The 16,314-nt window shown below is 59.7% G+C and carries 13 protein-coding genes, 4 tRNA genes and 1 pseudogene; 17 read left to right on the forward strand and 1 reads right to left on the reverse strand.

Features of this window, described 5'->3' with window-relative positions:
• The first annotated feature begins 101 nt into the window (after window positions 1-101).
• The 15 genes and pseudogenes from ACYZTX_RS12230 to ACYZTX_RS12300 form a co-directional block, all read left to right on the forward strand.
• Complete coding sequence (locus tag ACYZTX_RS12230; protein WP_462034249.1) at window positions 102-2,741, forward strand: FimV/HubP family polar landmark protein; 2,640 nt, start codon at window positions 102-104, stop codon at window positions 2,739-2,741.
• 315 nt (window positions 2,742-3,056) lie between these two features.
• Window positions 3,057-3,881, forward strand: a complete 825-nt coding sequence (truA, locus tag ACYZTX_RS12235; protein WP_462037027.1) for a tRNA pseudouridine(38-40) synthase TruA — start codon at window positions 3,057-3,059, stop codon at window positions 3,879-3,881.
• 63 nt (window positions 3,882-3,944) lie between these two features.
• Window positions 3,945-4,568, forward strand: a complete 624-nt coding sequence (locus tag ACYZTX_RS12240) for a phosphoribosylanthranilate isomerase (RefSeq protein ID WP_462034250.1) — start codon at window positions 3,945-3,947, stop codon at window positions 4,566-4,568.
• A gap of 282 nt (window positions 4,569-4,850) precedes the next feature.
• Complete coding sequence (gene accD / locus ACYZTX_RS12245) at window positions 4,851-5,771, forward strand: acetyl-CoA carboxylase, carboxyltransferase subunit beta (RefSeq protein ID WP_123512527.1); 921 nt, start codon at window positions 4,851-4,853, stop codon at window positions 5,769-5,771.
• On the forward strand, window positions 5,768-7,075 hold the full coding sequence (folC, locus tag ACYZTX_RS12250; RefSeq protein ID WP_462034251.1) for a bifunctional tetrahydrofolate synthase/dihydrofolate synthase: 1,308 nt from the start codon (window positions 5,768-5,770) through the stop codon (window positions 7,073-7,075). Before accD ends, folC begins: the two co-directional genes overlap by 4 nt.
• Window positions 7,059-7,718 carry an SPOR domain-containing protein gene (locus tag ACYZTX_RS12255; RefSeq protein WP_462034252.1) on the forward strand — a complete coding sequence of 220 codons (660 nt, stop codon included), beginning with the start codon at window positions 7,059-7,061 and terminating at the stop codon, window positions 7,716-7,718. The genes folC and ACYZTX_RS12255 overlap by 17 nt, the downstream gene beginning before the upstream one ends.
• Window positions 7,719-7,814: 96 nt before the next feature.
• Window positions 7,815-8,375 carry a CvpA family protein gene (locus ACYZTX_RS12260; RefSeq protein ID WP_074875247.1) on the forward strand — a complete coding sequence of 187 codons (561 nt, stop codon included), beginning with the start codon at window positions 7,815-7,817 and terminating at the stop codon, window positions 8,373-8,375.
• A 41-nt stretch (window positions 8,376-8,416) separates the two neighbouring features.
• Window positions 8,417-9,922 carry an amidophosphoribosyltransferase gene (gene purF, locus ACYZTX_RS12265; protein WP_010456022.1) on the forward strand — a complete coding sequence of 502 codons (1,506 nt, stop codon included), beginning with the start codon at window positions 8,417-8,419 and terminating at the stop codon, window positions 9,920-9,922.
• A gap of 64 nt (window positions 9,923-9,986) precedes the next feature.
• Window positions 9,987-11,198: an O-succinylhomoserine sulfhydrylase gene (locus ACYZTX_RS12270; protein ID WP_462034253.1), complete on the forward strand. Its 1,212-nt coding sequence runs from the start codon at window positions 9,987-9,989 to the stop codon at window positions 11,196-11,198.
• Complete coding sequence (locus ACYZTX_RS12275) at window positions 11,195-11,971, forward strand: SDR family oxidoreductase (RefSeq protein ID WP_462034254.1); 777 nt, start codon at window positions 11,195-11,197, stop codon at window positions 11,969-11,971. The genes ACYZTX_RS12270 and ACYZTX_RS12275 overlap by 4 nt, the downstream gene beginning before the upstream one ends.
• Window positions 11,972-12,130: 159 nt before the next feature.
• Window positions 12,131-12,206 (forward strand) — tRNA-Val (locus ACYZTX_RS12280).
• A 55-nt stretch (window positions 12,207-12,261) separates the two neighbouring features.
• A tRNA-Asp gene (locus ACYZTX_RS12285) sits at window positions 12,262-12,338 on the forward strand.
• 92 nt (window positions 12,339-12,430) lie between these two features.
• Window positions 12,431-12,507, forward strand: a tRNA-Asp gene (locus tag ACYZTX_RS12290).
• Between the two features lie 391 nt (window positions 12,508-12,898).
• Complete coding sequence (locus ACYZTX_RS12295) at window positions 12,899-13,456, forward strand: sigma-70 family RNA polymerase sigma factor (protein WP_462034255.1); 558 nt, start codon at window positions 12,899-12,901, stop codon at window positions 13,454-13,456.
• Window positions 13,344-13,937: pseudogene (locus ACYZTX_RS12300) on the forward strand (aminotransferase class III-fold pyridoxal phosphate-dependent enzyme); the annotation flags it as partial. The gene ACYZTX_RS12295 and the pseudogene ACYZTX_RS12300, both read left to right, overlap by 113 nt.
• Before the next feature lie 324 nt (window positions 13,938-14,261).
• Here ACYZTX_RS12300 and ACYZTX_RS12305 read toward each other — a convergent pair.
• The gene (locus ACYZTX_RS12305; protein WP_462034256.1) at window positions 14,262-15,545 is read right to left on the reverse strand and encodes an NAD(P)/FAD-dependent oxidoreductase; all 1,284 of its coding nucleotides are present in this window, start codon (window positions 15,543-15,545) and stop codon (window positions 14,262-14,264) included.
• Window positions 15,546-15,728: 183 nt separating this feature from the next.
• Here ACYZTX_RS12305 and ACYZTX_RS12310 point away from each other — a divergent pair.
• Together ACYZTX_RS12310 and ACYZTX_RS12315 are read left to right on the forward strand one after the other, a co-directional pair.
• A tRNA-Val gene (locus tag ACYZTX_RS12310) sits at window positions 15,729-15,805 on the forward strand.
• A gap of 322 nt (window positions 15,806-16,127) precedes the next feature.
• Window positions 16,128-16,307 (forward strand): hypothetical protein, encoded by a 180-nt coding sequence (locus ACYZTX_RS12315; protein WP_462034257.1) that lies wholly within the window; start codon window positions 16,128-16,130, stop codon window positions 16,305-16,307.
• Window positions 16,308-16,314: the final 7 nt, after the last annotated feature.

Consider the following 16,314-nt stretch of genomic DNA (forward strand, 5'->3'; position numbering starts at 1 on the left):
ATCGCGCGCGACGACTCTTCGCCGCCGCGCGCAATGCCTTACGGCAGCGGCTATCAACACCTTCTCGCTGGCCGAGGAATGTTCAAACAAAGGATGAGGCTATGGTTCAAGTTCGCAAACTGGTGTTAGCAATAGCGGCCGCCTCGGCGCTGTCCTCCGGTATGGCGCATGCCCTCGGGCTCGGGGAATTGACCCTGAAGTCGACGCTGAACCAGCCCCTGGTGGCGGAAATCGAGTTGCTCGACGTCAAGGACCTCACCGCTGCTGAAGTGGTGCCGAGCCTTGCGTACCCTGAAGATTTCATCCGGGCCGGTGTCGACCGTCAGGCATTTCTCAATGACCTGAGCTTTACTCCGGTGCTCAACGCCGGCGGCAAAAGCATCCTGCGAGTGACGTCCAGCAAGCCGCTGTCCGAACCGATGTTCAAATTCCTGGTTCAAGTGACGTGGCCCAACGGTCGCCTCCTGCGCGATTACAGTGTGCTGCTCGATCCGTCCAAATTCTCGCCGCAGACCGCTGATGCGGCGGCGCAACCTGCACCGACGCAATCCGTCACCGCGCCAGTGACCGGGCCGACCCAATACACCACCACGCCGCGCGACACCCTTTGGGAGATTGCTGCGAAGTCGCGCAACGGCGGTTCGGTCCAGCAAACCATGCTGGCCATCCAGGCGTTGAACCCGGATGCCTTTATCGACGGCAACATCAACCGGTTGAAAACCGGTCAGGTGCTGCGTTTGCCGGATCAGGCACAAAGCATCAGCCTGGCGCAACAGAACGCCATTGCTGAAGTCTCCGCGCAGAACACCGCGTGGCGTCAGGGTCGTCGCTACGTGGCGAAGCCCGGGGCCGGACAGCAGCAGCTCGATGCCACCAAGCGCGCTCGCGGTGAAGACACTTCGTCGCAAACGGCGAAAGACAGCCTGAGCCTGGTCTCTGCCGAGTCCGGCAAGGCCGGTGGCAAAGGCGCCGCGGGTGATGCCAAGAACCTGGGCAACAAGCTGGCCGTGACCCAGGAAAGCCTCGACACGTCCCGTCGTGACAACGCCGAACTGAAAAGCCGCGTGGCCGATCTGCAAAGCCAGATGGACAAGCTGCAACGCCTGATCGAACTGAAGAACAATCAACTGGCCAAGTTGCAGGCTGAAGGTGCCGCGGGCGCACCGGCTGCTGCAACCGCTCCGGCGATATCAGCCGAACTGGCGGCCAACCCTGCGGCAACGCCTGCGGACGCAGCTCCGGCAGCACCTGAAGCGGCTGCTGCGCCTGAGGCCACTCCGCCTCCGGTCGATAAGCCAATCGAACCGACGCCCGTAGCGTCCGACGATCAAAAATTCAACGAGCTGCTGACCAATCCGGTGCTGCTCGGCCTGGTGGGTGGCGGTGTGTTGGTTCTGCTGCTGTTGCTGCTGTTGCTGGCGCGTCGCCGCAAAGCCCAGCAAGAAGCCGAGAAGCATTTGCGCATGGCCCGTGACTTGGCCGATGAGCAGGAGTTCTCCGCTGACCGCGACCTGCCGAAAAGCATCTTTGAAGACCTGGAAGTGCCGCCGCCGAGCGTGAAGCTGGCGCCAACGCCAACGCCAACGCCTGCACCAGTCCCGGCACCGGCACCGGTGATCGCTCCGGTTGTGGTAACCCCGCCGATCGCCGCGCCACTGGTATCGCCTGCTGCCGAGCGCGATGCCGACGTACTGAGCAAGGCGCAGTCGCACATCACCGCCGGTCGTCTGAATCAGGCGGCTGCCTTGCTGGAGGACGGGATCAAGCAAGAGCCGCAACGCAGTGACCTGCGCCTCAAGTTGATGGAAGTCTACGGTCAGCAAGGTGACCGCGATGCATTCGTTGCGCAGGAGCGCCAACTGGTGGCCAATGGTGACAACTTTGCTCAGGTCGAAAAACTCAAAAGCCGCTTCCCGGCCATGGTCATTGCGGCTGCCGGTGGTATCGCAGCTGCTGCGATCGCTGCCGAACTGGACGCGCAATACGTCAAGGATCTGCTGCTGGACGAGCCTGAAGTGCCGGCACCGACAGTGCCCGATGATTTCGACAGTGCCTTCGATTTGAGTCTGGATGATCTGGAAGCGGCCTCGCCGGCAGTGGTTGCACCAGAAGCAGAAGCACAGCCAGAGCCAGTGTCTGCGGCTGAGTTGGACGAGTTCCCGTTGGATGACGACCTGAGCTTCGAGTCGGTGTTGCAGCAGCAAACCGACATCAAGGAAAACCTCGATGACCTGTCGGACTTTGACCTGGATATGGATCTGGGTGGCAATGCCTCGCCGGCGACCCTGGCCGAAGACGACTTCCTGCTGAGCCTGGATGACGGCGTCAAGGACTTGGATTTACCTGCCCCAGAAGCGCCGGCTGTTCCCGAAGTTGCGCTGGACGATCTGGAGCTGCCGGCCGATTTCGACCTGTCGCTGGCTGACGAAATGGACGCCCCTGACGCTCCGGATGCTTTCGCAGCCGAGCTGGATGACGTCAACGCCGAGCTGGATCGTCTATCCCAGAGCATTGGCGAGCCGACCTTCACAGCGGAAGACGCTATGGCCTCCGCAGCTGACGAGCCGGAATTCGACTTCCTTTCCGGCACCGACGAAGTGGCTACCAAACTCGATCTGGCCCAGGCCTACATCGACATGGGTGACGCCGACGGCGCCCGGGACATCCTCAATGAGGTGGTGACCGAGGGTGACGACGGTCAGAAGAGCGAAGCCAAGGAAATGCTCTCGCGTCTGGCTTGACTGATCGGTAAGGTGTAAACAAAACGGCAGCCCATTGAGGCTGCCGTTTTTGTTTCTGTCGGTAGTGCGTTGGTGTCTGTTGGGCCGTCTTCGCGAGCAGGCTCGCTCCCACATTGAGTCTCTGGTATTCACAAAACCCCTGTGGGAGCGAGCCTGCTCGCGAAGAGGTCGGCACATTCAACATAATTCCCGCCCCCGCAGGCCCCAAAAAACACACGGCTCTGGCGTCCCTGCCTGACAGCCTTATAATGCCCGCCTTTGCGTACATCAGCAGGCTGTCACTCCTTGGCAAATATAGATAATCCGGCCGCCGAAATGGCGGCCGACGGCTTATTCCGGATCGCGTTGGGCGTTGAATACAAAGGTTCGCGCTATCGCGGCTGGCAGCGTCAGGCCTCCGGCGTACTCACCGTGCAGGAGACGCTCGAAAAGGCTTTGTCCAAAGTCGCCGATTCGCCCGTGTCGCTGCTCTGCGCCGGGCGTACGGATGCTGGCGTGCATGCGTGCGGCCAGGTGGTGCATTTCGATACTCCGGTCGAGCGTTCGATGAAAGCCTGGGTCATGGGCGCCAACATCAACTTGCCCCATGACGTCAGCGTCAGCTGGGCCAAGGTCATGCCGGCGCATTTTCATGCGCGATTCAAGGCCATTGCCCGGCGTTATCGCTACGTGATCTACAACGATCAGATTCGTCCGGCGCACCTGAACGATGAAATCACCTGGAACCACCGCCCGCTGGACGTCGAGCGCATGGCCGAGGCGGCCCGGTATCTGGTCGGTACCCACGACTTCAGCGCTTTTCGCGCGGGTCAGTGCCAGGCCAAGTCACCGATCAAGGAACTGCATCACCTGCGCGTCACGCGCCACGGCAAGATGATCGTGCTGGATATCCGTGCCAGTGCCTTCCTGCACCACATGGTGCGCAACATTGCTGGCGTACTGATGACCATCGGAGCTGGCGAGCGCCCGGTGGAGTGGATGAAAGAGGTGCTGGAGAGCCGCATTCGCCGTTCCGGTGGGGTGACGGCGCATCCATTCGGTCTTTACCTGGTGCAGGTCGAGTACCGCGACGAGTTCGAATTGCCCGAGCGTTACATCGGGCCGCACTTCCTCACCGGCTTCTCTGAACTTGACGGCTGACGCCCTCGAACGCTTTTGTTACCATCCGGGACTTTCTCGGATTTGCCTTGGGGTTCTATCGACATGTCGTCCGTTCGCAGCAAGATTTGCGGGATTACCCGCATAGAAGATGCGTTGGCAGCGGTCGAGGCCGGGGCCGATGCCATTGGGTTTGTGTTTTATGCCAAAAGCCCACGGGCCGTGACGTTCCAGCAGGCGCGCTCGATCATCAAGGCGCTGCCGCCGTTCGTGACCACCGTGGGGTTGTTTGTCAACGCCAGCCGCTGCGAGTTGGGGGAAATCCTCGACGCCGTGCCGCTGGATCTGTTGCAGTTCCATGGCGACGAAACCGCAGCCGACTGTGAAGACTGGCACCGCCCGTACATCAAGGCACTGCGGGTCAAGGCCGGTGATGACATCGCGGCCGGTTGCGATGCTTATCCAACCGCCAGCGGTATTTTGCTCGACACCTATGTTGAAGGCGTGCCCGGCGGAACCGGCGAAGCGTTCGACTGGTCATTGATACCGCAAGGCTTGAGCAAACCGGTCATCCTCGCTGGCGGCCTGACCGCGGATAACGTCGCCGAGGCGATTGCCCGGGTTCGGCCGTATGCCGTGGACGTCAGCGGTGGGGTAGAGGCAAGCAAGGGCATCAAGGACCACGCAAAGATTCAGGCATTTATCAAGGCTGTACGTAGGAGCCTGTAGGAGCTGTCGAGTGGAACGAGGCTGCGATCTTTTGACTTTGCTTTTTAAAAACAAGATCAAAAGATCGCAGCCTCGTTTCACTCGACAGCTCCTACGTTGATGTGACGGCTGGCACACTGCCGCCGTCCACAGGCATGGCTGAGGGTTTTTGGGTTGTACGCAGGTCACGCTTCACTGACCCGGCAACCCATCAATCATCGCCACACACATGAATTTAGCTCAAGGGCATACGCGGGGCTGCGAACCAAAGCGTTCGGGCCGCCGGTACTGGAGAAAGAAAGCATGAGCAACTGGTTAGTAGACAAACTGATCCCTTCGATCATGCGTTCCGAGGTCAAGAAGAGCTCGGTGCCTGAAGGTCTGTGGCACAAATGCCCGTCTTGCGAGGCTGTGCTGTATCGTCCGGAGCTGGAAAAGACCCTGGATGTTTGCCCCAAGTGCAACCACCACATGCGCATCGGCGCTCGCGCTCGTATCGACATCTTCCTCGACGCTGAAGGCCGTGCCGAACTGGGTGCGGACCTGGAGCCGGTTGACCGTCTGAAGTTCCGCGACGGCAAGAAGTACAAGGATCGCCTGACCGCTGCGCAAAAGGCGACCGGCGAAAAAGACGCACTGATCTCCATGAGCGGGACGCTGCTGGGCATGCCGGTGGTGGTTTCGGCGTTCGAATTCTCCTTCATGGGCGGTTCGATGGGCGCCATTGTGGGTGAGCGTTTTGTCCGCGCCGCCAACTACGCGCTGGAAAACAAATGCCCGATGATCTGCTTCGCCGCCTCCGGTGGTGCGCGGATGCAGGAAGCCCTGATCTCCCTGATGCAAATGGCCAAGACCTCTGCGGTGCTGGCGCGTCTGCGTGAAGAAGGCATTCCGTTCATCTCCGTACTGACCGACCCGGTCTACGGCGGCGTTTCCGCCAGTCTGGCGATGCTCGGCGACGTGATTGTCGGTGAGCCAAAGGCCCTGATCGGCTTCGCCGGTCCGCGCGTGATCGAGCAGACCGTGCGTGAAAAACTGCCGGAAGGCTTCCAGCGCAGTGAGTTCCTGCTGGAACACGGTGCGATCGACATGATCATTCACCGTCAGGAACTGCGTCCGCGTCTGGGCAATCTGCTGGCACAAATGATGGGCCTGCCGACACCGAAATTCGTCGCCGCGCCAATCGAACCCATCGTCGTTCCACCGGTACCTGCCAACCTATGACCCAACGTACCCTTGGCGAGTGGCTCGCCTACCTTGAGCAGTTACACCCTTCGGCCATCGACATGGGCCTTGAGCGCTCGCAAAAGGTAGCGTCCCGCATGGGACTGGGCAAGCCGGCGCCACGGGTGATTACGGTCACCGGCACCAACGGCAAAGGTTCCACCTGCGCATTCGTGGCTTCGTTGCTGCGGGCGCAGGGTCTGAAAGTGGGTGTCTACAATTCTCCGCACCTGCTGCGTTACAACGAGCGGGTGCAGGTCAATGGAGTCGAAGCCACCGACGCCGAGCTGTGCGAAGCCTTTGCGGCAGTCGAGGCGGGGCGTGGCGACACTTCCCTGACGTACTTCGAAATGGGCACCCTGGCGGCGTTCTGGCTCTTTCAACACGCCAGTCTCGATGCGGTGGTGCTGGAAGTCGGGCTGGGCGGGCGTCTGGATACCGTCAACGTGGTCGATGCCGACATGGCGCTGGTCACCAGCATCGGCGTCGATCATGCGGACTATCTGGGTGACACCCGTGAGTCCGTGGCTTATGAAAAGGCTGGCATCTTCCGCCAGGGCGCACCTGCGCTGTGTGGCGATCTGAATCCTCCACAACCTCTGCTGGACAAAGCGCGCGAACTCAATTGCCCGTTTTTCCTGCGTGGGCGCGATTTCGACCTCGGCATCACCGATCACAACTGGCAATGGCGCGGTCTAGACGCTAAAGGGCGTGTGGTCGAGCTGCATGAACTGCCGTTACTCGATCTGCCGATGGAAAACGCCGCGCTGGCATTGCAGGCTTACCTGTTGCTCGGCTTGCCTTGGGTGGATGCACAGATTATTGAAGCGCTGAAAGCGACGCGTGTGGTCGGTCGCCTCGATCGCCGTCAGTTCGATTGGCAGGGCAAGCGCCTGAATCTGCTGTTGGACGTGGGGCATAACCCCCATGCGGCAGAGTATCTGGCTCGCCGCCTGGCCAGCCGACCACCGGCCGGCAAGCGCTTGGCGGTGTTCGGATTGCTGGCGGACAAGGATCTGGATGGTGTTGTCGGTGAATTGAATGCTAGTGTCCAGCAGTGGGCCGTCGCGCCGCTGGATTCACCGCGAGCACGCCCGGTTACCGATTTGCTCGCGGCATTGCAGAACCTTGGCGCGTCGGTAACGTCGTATGACAGCGTGGCCGCCGCCCTGGAAGGGCAGTGTGCGCTGGCGACGAGCGACGACGAAATTCTGTTGTTCGGATCATTTTATTGTGTCGCCGAGGCCCTTGAATGGCTGGCCCGGCGCTCCACGGAGGAAGCGGCAAATGGCATTGCTGGATAAGGCATACAAACAGCGCATGGTTGGCGCCCTGGTTCTGGTGGCGCTGGCGGTGATTTTCCTGCCGATGCTGTTTTCCCGTCAGGATGAACAGCGTCAAGTGACGGTTGAAGCACCGGCTGCGCCGCAAGCGCCTTCGATGCCGCAAGTGCAGGTCGAACCGGTGGTGGTGCCTGAGCCACAAGTGCTGCCTCAGGAACCTGTGCCGAGTGATGATGAAATTGCTCAGCAAGAGGCGCCGTCGACAGCGATTGCCCCAAGTGTCCCGGTGGCGCCTGCACCTGCCGCCAAACCGGTCGCTCCGGCTCCTGTTCCGGTCACCAAGCCTACGACAGCGCCTGGCCAGTCGATCACGGCCGCACCGGGCAAACCGGACACGACTCAAAGCCGCGTCGATGCCAATGGCCTGTCGGTCAGCTGGTCGGTGCAACTGGCCAGTCTGTCTAGCCGTGCAAGCGCAGAAAGTTTGCAGAAATCCCTGCGCAGCCAGGGCTACAATGCCTACATCCGTACTGCCAACGGTAAGAATCGAGTGTTTGTCGGACCGCTGATCGAGCGCGCTGAAGCCGATCGTCTGCGTGACTTGTTGAGCCGCCAGCAGAACCTCAAGGGTTTTGTGGTGCGTTTCCAGCCAGAGCGTGGTTAAAACTATCGCCCGATTGAAATGCACTGACAATCGCAGCTTACCGATAAGCATGGGCTCTGCTAAAATACGCCGCCTTATCCGTCTGTAGGCTGCACTGTGCCATTTACCTGGGTTGACTGGGCGATCGTTGCAATCGTCGCCATCTCCGCATTGATCAGTCTAAGCCGCGGCTTCGTCAAAGAAGCACTATCGCTGGTGACCTGGATCATCGCAGGAGTCGTCGCCTGGATGTTCGGTGGTTCATTGTCCGAGTACCTCGCCGGATACATCCAAACGCCGTCGGCTCGTGTGATCACGGGTTGTGCCATCATGTTTGTCGCCACGTTAATCGTAGGCGCGATGATCAATTATCTTATCGGCGAATTGGTTCGCGTCACCGGGCTATCCGGGACCGATCGATTCCTCGGCATGGCCTTCGGCGCCGCGCGTGGCGTGTTGCTGGTGGTCGTGGCGGTCGGGCTGTTGAGCCTGGGGCCGGTACAGCAGGACGGGTGGTGGCAAGAGTCACAGCTCGTGCCAAAATTTCTATTGGTCGCAGACTGGTCCAAAAACCTGATCCTCGGGTGGAGCAGTCAGTGGCTTGCCAGCGGTATCAGCGTACCCGCTGAGATACCGTTCAAGGAGCACCTCCTGCCGATGGCCAAAACGCCTCAGTGAGTTGTGTTCAGTTCAGATCCATTAAGTAGGGGTTGCGTCGCATGTGTGGCATCGTCGGTATCGTCGGTAAGTCGAACGTCAATCAGGCGCTGTATGACGCGCTAACCGTCCTCCAGCACCGCGGCCAGGACGCTGCCGGTATCGTGACCAGCCATGATGGCCGGTTATTCCTGCGCAAGGACAATGGCCTGGTGCGTGACGTGTTCCATCAGCGTCACATGCAGCGTCTGGTCGGCCACATGGGTATTGGCCATGTGCGTTATCCGACCGCGGGCAGCTCGACTTCGGCCGAAGCCCAACCGTTTTACGTCAACTCGCCTTACGGCATCACCCTGGCGCACAACGGTAACCTGACCAACGTTGAACAGCTGGCCAAGGAGATTTACGAATCTGACCTGCGCCACGTCAACACCAACTCCGATTCGGAAGTACTGCTCAACGTGTTCGCACACGAACTGGCCCAGCGCGGCAAGTTGCAGCCAACCGAAGAAGACGTGTTCGCGGCCGTCACGGACGTGCACAACCGTTGCGTCGGTGGCTATGCGGTCGTGGCGATGGTGACCGGTTACGGCATCGTCGGTTTCCGCGACCCGCACGGCATCCGTCCGATCGTCTTCGGCCAGCGTCACACCGACGAAGGCGTCGAGTACATGATCGCCTCCGAAAGCGTCTCCCTGGACGTGCTCGGTTTCACCCTGATTCGCGACCTGGCACCGGGCGAAGCGGTCTACATCACTGAAGACGGCAAGCTGCACACCCGTCAGTGTGCGACTAACCCGTCCCTGACCCCGTGCATCTTCGAACACGTCTACCTGGCGCGTCCGGACTCGATCATCGACGGCGTGTCGGTCTACAAGGCACGCCTGCGCATGGGTGAGAAACTCGCCGAGAAGATCCTGCGCGAGCGTCCAGAACACGACATCGACGTGGTTATCCCGATTCCGGACACCAGCCGTACCGCGGCCCTGGAGTTGGCGAATCACTTGGGCGTCAAGTTCCGCGAAGGCTTCGTGAAGAACCGCTACATCGGCCGGACCTTCATCATGCCGGGCCAGGCAGCACGGAAAAAATCCGTACGCCAGAAGCTCAACGCCATCGAACTGGAATTCCGCGGCAAGAACGTAATGCTGGTGGACGACTCCATCGTTCGCGGCACCACCTGCAAGCAGATCATCCAGATGGCTCGCGAAGCCGGCGCCAAAAACGTCTACTTCTGCTCCGCGGCACCGGCCGTTCGCTACCCGAACGTCTACGGCATCGACATGCCGAGCGCACACGAGCTGATCGCCCATAACCGTTCGACCCAGGACGTGGCTGATCTGATCGGCGCTGACTGGTTGATCTATCAGGACCTGCCTGACTTGATCGAAGCGGTCGGTGGCGGCAAGATCAAGATCGAGAAGTTCGATTGCGCAGTGTTCGACGGCCAGTACGTGACCGGCGACGTCGACGAGGCTTACCTGAACAAGATCGAGCAGGCACGTAACGATGCCTCCAAGGTCAAGACGCAGGCAGTCAGTGCGATCATCGATCTGTACAACAACTGAGTAACTACCGGCCCTGAGGGGCCGGTTTTGTATCTACTAAACGAGCAAGGCAAGGAGTGACAGCATGAGTCAGGATTGGGATGCCGGTCGGTTGGACAGCGACCTCGAAGGCGTAGCGTTCGATACCCTTGCCGTACGCGCCGGTCAGCACCGCACGCCGGAAGGCGAACACGGTGAACCGATGTTCTTCACCTCCAGCTACGTATTCCTTACCGCTGCCGACGCGGCGGCACGCTTTTCCGGTGAAGTGCCGGGCAACGTTTACTCGCGCTACACCAACCCGACCGTGCGCGCGTTCGAAGAGCGCATTGCCGCGCTGGAAAGCGCCGAGCAAGCCGTGGCCACGGCCACTGGCATGGCCGCGATCATGGCGGTGGTGATGAGCCTGTGCAGCGCTGGTGATCACGTGCTGGTGTCGCGCAGCGTGTTCGGTTCGACCATCAGCCTGTTCGAGAAGTATTTCAAGCGCTTCGGCATCGAAGTCGATTACGTGCCCCTGGCGGACTTGTCCGGCTGGGATGCAGCGATCAAGGCCAATACCAAACTGCTCTTCGTCGAATCGCCGTCCAATCCGCTGGCCGAGCTGGTGGACATCGCCGCGCTGTCGCAAATCGCTCACGCCAAAGGTGCGATGCTGGTGGTAGACAACTGCTTCTGCACCCCTGCGTTGCAGCAGCCGCTGAAAATGGGCGCGGACATCGTCGTGCACTCGGCGACCAAGTTTATCGACGGCCAGGGCCGTTGCATGGGCGGTGTTGTGGCCGGTCGCAGCGAACAGATGAAAGAAGTCGTCGGTTTCCTGCGCACAGCCGGGCCGACCCTGAGCCCGTTCAACGCCTGGATCTTCCTCAAGGGCCTGGAAACCCTGAGCCTGCGGATGAAGGCGCATTGCGCCAACGCTCAGCAACTGGCCGAGTGGCTGGAGCAGCAGGACGGCATCGAAAAAGTCCATTACGCCGGCCTCAAAAGCCATCCGCAGCACGAGTTGGCCCTGCGTCAGCAGAAAGGCTTCGGTGCGGTCGTGAGTTTTGAAGTCAAGGGTGGCAAAGAGGGCGCCTGGCGCTTTATCGATGCGACCCGTCTGATTTCCATCACCGCCAACCTCGGTGACAGCAAGACCACCATTACTCACCCGAGCACCACCTCTCACGGCCGTCTGGCGCCGCAAGAGCGTGAAGCAGCGGGCATTCGTGACAGCCTGATCCGCGTTGCGGTCGGTCTGGAAGACGTGGCAGACCTGCAAGCCGATCTGGCGCGCGGGTTGGCTGCCTTGTGATCGAGTTGTCCACACCGACCACCGGCACCAATGGCCGCGTCGCGCTGGTCACGGGTGCTGCACGGGGCATTGGTCTGGGTATCGCGGCGTGGCTGATCAGCGAAGGCTGGCAGGTGGTGCTGACAGATCTTGATCGAGTGCGCGGTTCGAAAGTGGCGAAAGTGCTCGGCGACAATGCCTGGTTCATCGCCATGGACGTCGCGAACGAAGGGCAGGTGGCGTTGGGCGTCGCCGAGGTGCTGGGGCAATTCGGGCGCCTGGATGCGTTGGTGTGCAACGCGGCGGTTGCCGATCCGCACAACATCACCCTTGAGAGCCTTGATCTGGCGTACTGGAATCGGGTACTGGCAGTCAATCTCAGTGGGCCGATGCTCTTGGCCAAGCACTGTGCGCCGTACCTGCGCGCTCACAGCGGTGCGATCGTCAACCTGGCCTCGACCCGCGCCGGGCAGTCGGAACCCGACACCGAAGCTTATGCGGCGAGCAAGGGCGGTTTGTTGGCCCTGACTCACGCCTTGGCCATCAGCCTTGGGCCGGAAATCCGCGTCAATGCGGTCAGCCCGGGCTGGATCGATGCGCGAGACCCCTCCGCACGTCGAGCCGAACCGCTGACCGATGCCGACCATGCCCAGCATCCTGCGGGCAGGGTAGGGACGGTCGAGGACGTGGCGGCGATGGTCGCTTGGCTGTTGTCGAAGAACGCCGGTTTCGTCACGGGCCAGGAGTTCGTGGTCGATGGCGGCATGACCAAGAAGATGATTTACAGCGAGTAATCCGGGCAGGGGCCGCGAAAGCTGCGGCTTGAGGTTGCAGGTGGCCATTGGCAGCACCGCGGGAAATGACATGATTTTGTCTTTTTCAGAAAAACTTCAAGCGGGGTATTGACTTAGCTTCGGTACCTGCGTAAATTTCGCGGCCTCGGAGATGCAAACGGGTGATTAGCTCAGCTGGGAGAGCGTCTGCCTTACAAGCAGAATGTCGGCGGTTCGATCCCGTCATCACCCACCACTTCCGAGAGTCTTGCGAAAGCAAGATGGAAGCTTTTAAAAGCCTCCACCGACGCGCAGCGGTAGTTCAGTCGGTTAGAATACCGGCCTGTCACGCCGGGGGTCGCGGGTTCGAGTCCCGTCCGCTGCGCCATATTTTCCGAGTCAGGTTCGCCTGCCTCGAGATTGAAAAGCCTCGAAGCTTTCAGTCAGACGAGTTAATTGGACGCAAGTCCAAAGCGATACGCAGCGGTAGTTCAGTCGGTTAGAATACCGGCCTGTCACGCCGGGGGTCGCGGGTTCGAGTCCCGTCCGCTGCGCCATATCTGCCTCAAGGCCCACTGAACGCCTTGGAGCTACGAAGAAAGGTGCTGGTAAAGCCAGTGTCTACTTCGAGTCGATAGCAAAAACCCTGGTCGAAAGACCGGGGTTTTTTGTGTCTGCGATTTGGCTTTTCTCCTTTGCCCCGCATCCACGGGTATTCGTGTCTGCCGACCATGTGTGCCGTGCTTCGAATTCTTACTCATCTCGACGATTTCCCTCAATAACGCTCAGCCCTGATTAACCGGTGGTCGCGCGGCAGAAACACCTGCCTCTCATTCACGTATTCAAATTTTTCCTGGGGGCAAACCGCACAAAAGGCTTGGTTTGACGTCTCAACACTAATTAGAATGAGTCGCATTTAAAATATTTCTTCGCGCAGGGTTCCTTTAGATGAGTGATGCAGCGATGCCGACGGGGCAAACCTTCCACGACCTGTACCGCGACCATCGTGGCTGGCTCGAAAGCTGGTTGCGGCGACGCATGAGCAATGGCCATGATGCGGCGGACTTGAGTCAGGATACGTTCGTGCGTTTACTCGCCAGCTCCCAGCGCATTGCTGATCTGCAAGAGCCTCGTGCCTATCTGGCGACCGTGGGCAAACGGCTGCTGACTAACTTCTATAAGCGTCGCAGCCTGGAGCAGGCTTACCTCGATGCCCTGGCGCTGCTGCCGGAGGACTGTGTGCCGTCGCCCGAGCAACGCTGGTTGCTGTTGGAAACCCTGCAGGCCCTGGACGAACTGCTCGATGGATTGCCGACAGCGGTGCGACGGGCATTTCTCTGGAGCCAGTTGGAAGGCCTGGGTTATCACGAGATTGCCGAGCGCCTGCAAGTGTCGCACCGGCAAGATGTTTGCCTTCGAACACGCCGACATCGAGCCAGACCTGATCGTCATGTCCAAAGCGGTCGGTGGCGGTTTGCCCATGGCGGTGCTGGGCATCCGTCGTGAATTCGACGCCTGGGAGCCAGGCAACCACGCCGGCACCTTTCGTGGCAATCAGATGGCCATGGCCGCCGGGCTGGCCACGTTGCAGGTGCTGCAACAGCAAAACCTCGCCGCCCAGGTCGAGCGCCGCGGCCAGTGGCTCAAGGACCGACTGGTCGAGTTGCAGGCGCATTATCTGGCCCTTGGCCAGGTGCGCGGTCGCGGCCTGATGCTGGGCGTCGAAATCGTCGACGAGCGCCAGCCGGCTGATCGCCACGGGCATTTCCCGATGGACCCGGCGTTGGCCCTGGCCATCCAGCAACAGTGTTTCAAACAAGGCCTGTTGCTGGAACGCGGCGGGCGTCAGGGCAATATCATCCGCTTATTGCCGCCATTGATTATCGACGATGAACAATGCCAGCAAGTGATCCAGCGTATTGATAACGCCGTGGCGGCAGCTTTATTGCAGTTGCGCCATTTAATGAGTCAATCGAAGTTACGTTAACAACTCGCCGTGCAGTTTGATGGCATTGGCTCTAGTAATTTTGATAGTCGTCCGATTATTTAAAAGGTTCAGCGAGGTGATCTCGTTATGTGGGGTTCTGTCGGCTGTTAAATGGGTCGGCCAGCAACTAATTTTCTGCCGAGATATAACGTATCCAGTGGCATCACGGCTACTGTGGAGCACCCATGAATCATCCAGATCGCAGTGTTTTATCGAATATGGTCAGTGAGTTGGCGACAACGCGCGCGTTGGCGAAAGAGCTGACTTTCCGAGCTGAAATGAAAAGGGGCAACTGTGCAGTTGCCCCTTTTTTCATCTATTCGGTCAGAAGTCGAATTTGTCTCGCAGTCCGTAATACCAGGCGCCTAACGCAGCAAACGGTGTACGCAGCAGTTGTCCACCCGGGAACGGGTAGTGGGGAAGGTCGGCAAAGGCGTCGAAACGCTCGGCCTGGCCACGCAACGCTTCGGCCAGCACCTTGCCCGCCAAGTGCGTGTACGTCACGCCGTGGCCGCTGCAGCCCTGGGAATAGTAGATGTTGTCGCCCAGGCGTCCGACCTGAGGAAGGCGCGACAAGGTCAGCAGGAAATTACCGGTCCAGGCGAAATCAATCTTCACGTCCTTGAGTTGCGGGAAGGCCTTGAGCATCTTCGGCCGAATAATCGCCTCGATGTTCGCCGGATCCCGCGCGCCATACACCACGCCACCGCCGAAGACCAGACGCTTGTCGCCGGTCAAACGGTAGTAGTCGAGCAGGTAGTTGCAATCTTCAACACAGTAATCCTGCGGCAACAGGCTCTTGGCCAATGCGTCGCCCAGGGGTTCAGTGGTGATCACCTGCGTCCCGCAGGGCATCGATTTGGCGGCCAGTTCCGGCACCAGATTACCGAGATACGCGTTGCCCGCGACGATGATGAACTTGGCTCTCACCTTGCCCTGAGGCGTATGCACCACCGGATTCGCGCCGCGCTCGATGCGCACCGCCGGCGACTGCTCATAAAGGGTGCCGCCCAACGACTCGACGGCCGCCGCTTCACCCAGTGCCAGGTTAAGCGGATGAATGTGCCCGCCGCTCATGTCGAGCATGCCGCCGATGTACTGATCGCACGCGACCACTTCACGGATGCGACGCTGATCCATCAGTTCAAGCTGCGTGTGACCGAAACGCTCCCACAGGCGCTTCTGGGATTCCAGGTGGCCCATCTGCTTGGCGGTAATGGCGGCGAATACACCACCGTCCTTCAAGTCGCACTGGATATTATATTTGGCGACCCGCTCACGAATGATCCGCCCGCCCTCGAACGCCATTTGCCCCAGCAGCTGCGCTTGCTTGGGCCCGACACTGCGCTCGATCACATCGATGTCGCGGCTATAACTGTTAACGATCTGGCCACCGTTACGCCCCGATGCACCAAAACCTACCTTCGCGGCTTCAAGCACTGTGACTCGGAAACCGTTTTCCAGCAGAAACAGGGCAGAGGACAGACCGGTGTAACCGGCGCCGATCACACAGACATCAGTCTCTACGTCATCCTGCAGCGCCGGGCGCGGCGGGACCGCATTGGCCGATGCGGCGTAATAGGATTCCGGGTAGGGTGTGTTCGCCATCCTGCAGCCTCTGTTTAATATATTTTACGAGTGCATCGATCCTACCCGAGATAAAAATCGACCGCCAGCCACCGTAAAATCTTCTTTGTAGCGGCAAAATTAAATATTTTGCATATTCATAGGGTTAGCTCGAAAAAAGGTGTTGACAGCCCTTCGGAAATCCGTAGAATGCCGCCTCACAGCAGGCACGTAGCTCAGTTGGTTAGAGCACCACCTTGACATGGTGGGGGTCGTTGGTTCGAGTCCAATCGCGCCTACCAAACAAAATCCGCTCTGCTGGGCGGTCTAGAAGGGCTCACCGAAAGGTGGGCCCTTTTTTGTTGTATGCGATTTGCAAAACTTCTGCAAAACCCCACTCAAAACGCCAACTCGGCGCCCACCTCCAAGTACTGATCTTCTTTTCATCGTGCGCTGTATCTCACCAATGAATCATTGATCCGCCTCATGGTCATAACGCCGACCTTTGTTTTCAGGACGTTCAAATGAAGCGCGCAGTAATAATGTTTATGGCCATTTCAGGTTCTCTCTTACTGGGAGGCTGTGGGCCTCACTGGGAAGACGGAGAAAGATACGGTCGGGATCGTGATCGTGATCGAAGTCATGATCACGGTCGTGGATACGACCGAGGGTATGACGATGATCGAGGGCATGGCCGTGGATATGAGCGCCGTGACAACGACTCACGGTATGACCGCAATCACAGTCGCGATCGTGACGATAGAGACGACTGACCCTTTCTGGCTTGCCCTCCGGGTGGGTTAATGCCCCG

It is taken from the genome of Pseudomonas sp. MDT1-17 (assembly GCF_054898105.1).